The sequence below is a fragment of the Candidatus Zixiibacteriota bacterium genome, assembly GCA_022865345.1.
Lineage (GTDB): Bacteria > Zixibacteria > MSB-5A5 > MSB-5A5 > RBG-16-43-9 > RBG-16-43-9.
The window spans coordinates 1-3,411 of record JALHSU010000038.1 but is presented as its reverse complement, the minus strand read 5'-3'; the positions used below and the strand labels follow the sequence as shown (position 1 = coordinate 3,411).

3 protein-coding genes are annotated in these 3,411 nt (G+C 45.5%); 1 reads left to right on the top strand and 2 read right to left on the bottom strand.

The genetic code is table 11. The features are described from left to right. Window positions 1-435, top strand: a 435-nt coding sequence (locus MUP17_01615; protein ID MCJ7457673.1) for a hypothetical protein, incomplete at its 5' end; no start/stop codon positions are given. A 759-nt stretch (window positions 436-1,194) separates the two neighbouring features. Here MUP17_01615 and MUP17_01610 read toward each other — a convergent pair. Both MUP17_01610 and deoC read right to left on the bottom strand, forming a co-directional pair. Beyond that, window positions 1,195-2,529 carry a thymidine phosphorylase gene (locus MUP17_01610; protein ID MCJ7457672.1) on the bottom strand — a complete coding sequence of 445 codons (1,335 nt, stop codon included), beginning with the start codon at window positions 2,527-2,529 and terminating at the stop codon, window positions 1,195-1,197. Between the two features lie 66 nt (window positions 2,530-2,595). After that, window positions 2,596-3,252, bottom strand: coding sequence for a deoxyribose-phosphate aldolase (gene deoC, locus MUP17_01605; GenBank protein MCJ7457671.1), 657 nt, complete (start codon window positions 3,250-3,252; stop codon window positions 2,596-2,598). Window positions 3,253-3,411 lie beyond the last annotated feature (159 nt).

Below are 3,411 nucleotides of genomic sequence, written 5' to 3'. Positions count from 1 at the left end.
TTAGCTCCGGGTGCTGTGCACATGGAGAAGTACATTAAGTGGGGTTATCCTGCTGCAATTGCTCAAGGTGGAGATGCGGCCTGGAGACACTTCCTGTTCAACGTACTGCATCAGGAAGGTTACTACCGCGGTGATGTGACCAAGAACGGGAAGCTTGAAGTAGCGGATGTCATCTACCTGGTCAACTACCTGTTCAAGGGCGGACCCAAGCCGATAGAGTTCGTGGATCAGGGAAATGTCAACAACGATGCCAACACCAACGTTGCTGACGTGATCTACATCGTCAACTACCTGTTCAAAGGTGGACCAGCTCCAATTGACAACAACCGCTTCCTTGCAGACCCGAACAACTTCGTTAATCCTGCTCACAGAAGTATGGGAGTCAGGGTTCCTGGACTGTTCGGTGATAACAACTGGAAGACTCTTGGCCAATAACTGAACCTGAAATTGTTCGACAAGCTCACTATCCTGTCTTCGACTCCGAGGTCGCTCAGACTCGAGGAGAGCAAAGTCGAAGGATAGAAACGGATAAAATCCCTTCCGCCTACGGCGGGAGGGATTTTTTTATTAAGAGTAGGGGCTAAGATTTATGTAGATAAAGCCTGGCAGAGAGATTTCTGAAAAAATCAAATAACTAGAGAAAGAATTGGAGTGTAAAGCTTTAGCTTTACCATCGATTCATTGAAAATAAGCAAATTCGTTTGGCAAACCTGAAGGTTCGCACTCCAAAACTTCTTTTTCTGAACTCCTGCGGTTGGGTGGCACCCTCAAACTGGTTTGAGGGTGAGAGATGCGGAGACCTCAGAAAAAGTAGAGGGATGGTCGGGCAAGGTGCCCGACCTACGAGGATTCCACACCTCCCCGACGCTACTTCTATTTTGGGTAATGAGACGCATTCAATGCGTCTCTACTACATCTTAGGCGACTCTGTCCTACCCTACGGGGGCTTGCTCCAGATTCGTCATCAGAAAAAGGGTCGCGCTACAATCTATAATTGAGGATTTATTTCAGATAAAAAGAAATCAACCGGTAGGAAGTTCCCTGACCCCCTTCTCATCAACCAGGAACAGAACTTTCTTTAATCTTTTGCTCTTTTGCCTGGTAATTCTCGCTCTTCGAGGGATGTTATCATCCCGAGCAAATAAGGCGGGGAATAATGGGAATGAGAACATCCCCTTTAAGCTTAAAAAAAGATCAACCCGCAGGTAGTTCCCTTACCTCCTTGTCATCCATCAAAAACAGAACCTTCTTTAATCTTTTAGTTTTCTGCCTGGTGATTTTGTATGCTTTCTTAATTCTCTCCTCAGCCTTTTTCCCTTTTTCGAAATCGTTTGCCAGGATTTTTGCCAGCTCCTCATTCTTTTTTACTGAATCACCGATTTTCTTTTTTATCAAAATCGCCACATCCAGATCCACATCTGAGTCAAGCTTTTCCCTGCCTGCGCCTAACTCCACTGCCGCCAGCCCTATTTCTTTTGTTTCTATGGTATTGACGTAGCCTTCCCCCTCAGATTTAACTTCGATTTGATAATTCGTCTTGGGAAAAAGGGAATAATCTTCGATTATCTCTGGGTCCCCTCCCTGCTGGGATACCAGTTGTCTGAATTTGTCCAGGCCTTCGCCATTTCTGATTCTTTCTGAAAGCAGCTCTTTTGCCTGGTGAAAATCATGAGCTTTTCCAGCCAGGATCAGCATATAGGAGCCCAGAGTTAAGGTAACTTCCAGGATATCGTCAGGTCCTTTACCCTTCAGGGTTTCTATCGCTTCTATAACCTCTACTGAATTCCCCACTGCGTTTCCTAAAGGCTCGTTCATATCGGTGAGCAGGGCTATTGCCTTTCTTCCGGCCTTCTTGCTCACCTTGATCAGGTTCCTGGCTAATGTCACAGCAGTCTCTTTAGATTGCATAAAAGCGCCATTCCCCATCTTCACGTCAAACACGAGCGCATCAGCACCTGAGGCAAGCTTTTTGCTCAGGATACTGGCAGTAATCAGTGGAATCGACTGAACCGTTTCGGTGACATCCCTTAAAGCATATATTTCCCTGTCTGCTGGTACTAATTCCCTTGTCTGCCCCATAATCGAAACCCGGGTATGCTTTAAGTCTTCTATGAATTCTTCTATGGAAAGGGCCGTTTTGAAGCCTGGTATGGACTCCAGTTTATCCAGGGTTCCACCAGTGTGACCCAGACCTCTCCCGGAGACCATAGGTACAGTGATACCACAGGAGGCAACCAGGGGAGCTAAGATCAAGGAGACCTTATCTCCTACTCCGCCGGTGCTGTGCTTGTCTACTTTTACGCCGGGAATAAACCCCAGATCCAAGATCTTGCCTGAATTCAGCATACACCAAGTTAGTTCCTCTGTTTCCTCTAAATCCATTCCCCGGATGAAAACTGCCATAAGAAAGGCAGACATCTGATAATCGGGAATTGCTCCGGAAAGATAACCTGAGAGGATAAACTCGATTTCCTGCCGGGTCAGTTTCCCACCATCCCTTTTTCTGGCTATGATTTCAGATGTGATCATAAAGTCCCCTTTTGTTTTAGAGGTTTACACCACCATTGTGCCTGATGTCTTACGCCTTTTAAACTCTTATGCTTTTAGATATTCCTCCATTATCTTCAAGGAGGCAGAGGTGCCTATCCTATTTGCACCCGCCTGGATAAGCTGTAAAGTTTTTTGATAATCCCTGATTAAGCCTGAGGCTTTGACTCCGAAATCTTTCCCGACGGTTTTCCTCAACAAAGCCACATCCTCCACCGTAGCTCCTCCAGGTCCCCAACCCGTTGAGGTTTTGACAAAATGTGCTCCTGACTCTTTCACTATCTGTGCCCCTTTTATTTTCTCCTCCTCTGTTAAAACTGAGGTCTCCAGAATAACTTTCAGGATTTTACCCTCGTCCATGCCTTTCAAAATTGATTTTATCTCCTTTTCTGCGTACTTATAATCTCCAGACTTCAAAGCCCCCACATTTATAACCATATCGATCTCCGCAGCCCCATCTCTACAGGCTAATTCCGCCTCCTTTACCTTTAAATCTGACCTGTTTGCACCCAAAGGAAATCCTGAGACTGAGCATACCTTTACCTTGGAGCCTTTGAGCTCTTCGGCAGCCAGTTTGACATAACAGGGGTTCACACAGACCGTACGAAATCCATATTTTATCCCTTCCTGGCAAAGCCTTTTTATGTCCGCCGGCGTGGCTTCAGGTTTCAGATTGGTATGATCTATTAGAGGTGCTAAGTTTATTCGGGTCATATTCTTCTCTATTTGAGACTCCTATTTCTTTGTTTTCTTTTTTTCATATTTAAAAGGGTGAGGCAGAAGTTGTTTTAGAGTATATTTTTTTACTTTCCCTCTCAAATTCGCGCAGACAACCTCAAGCTCAGGTGAGAACTCGAACAAAGC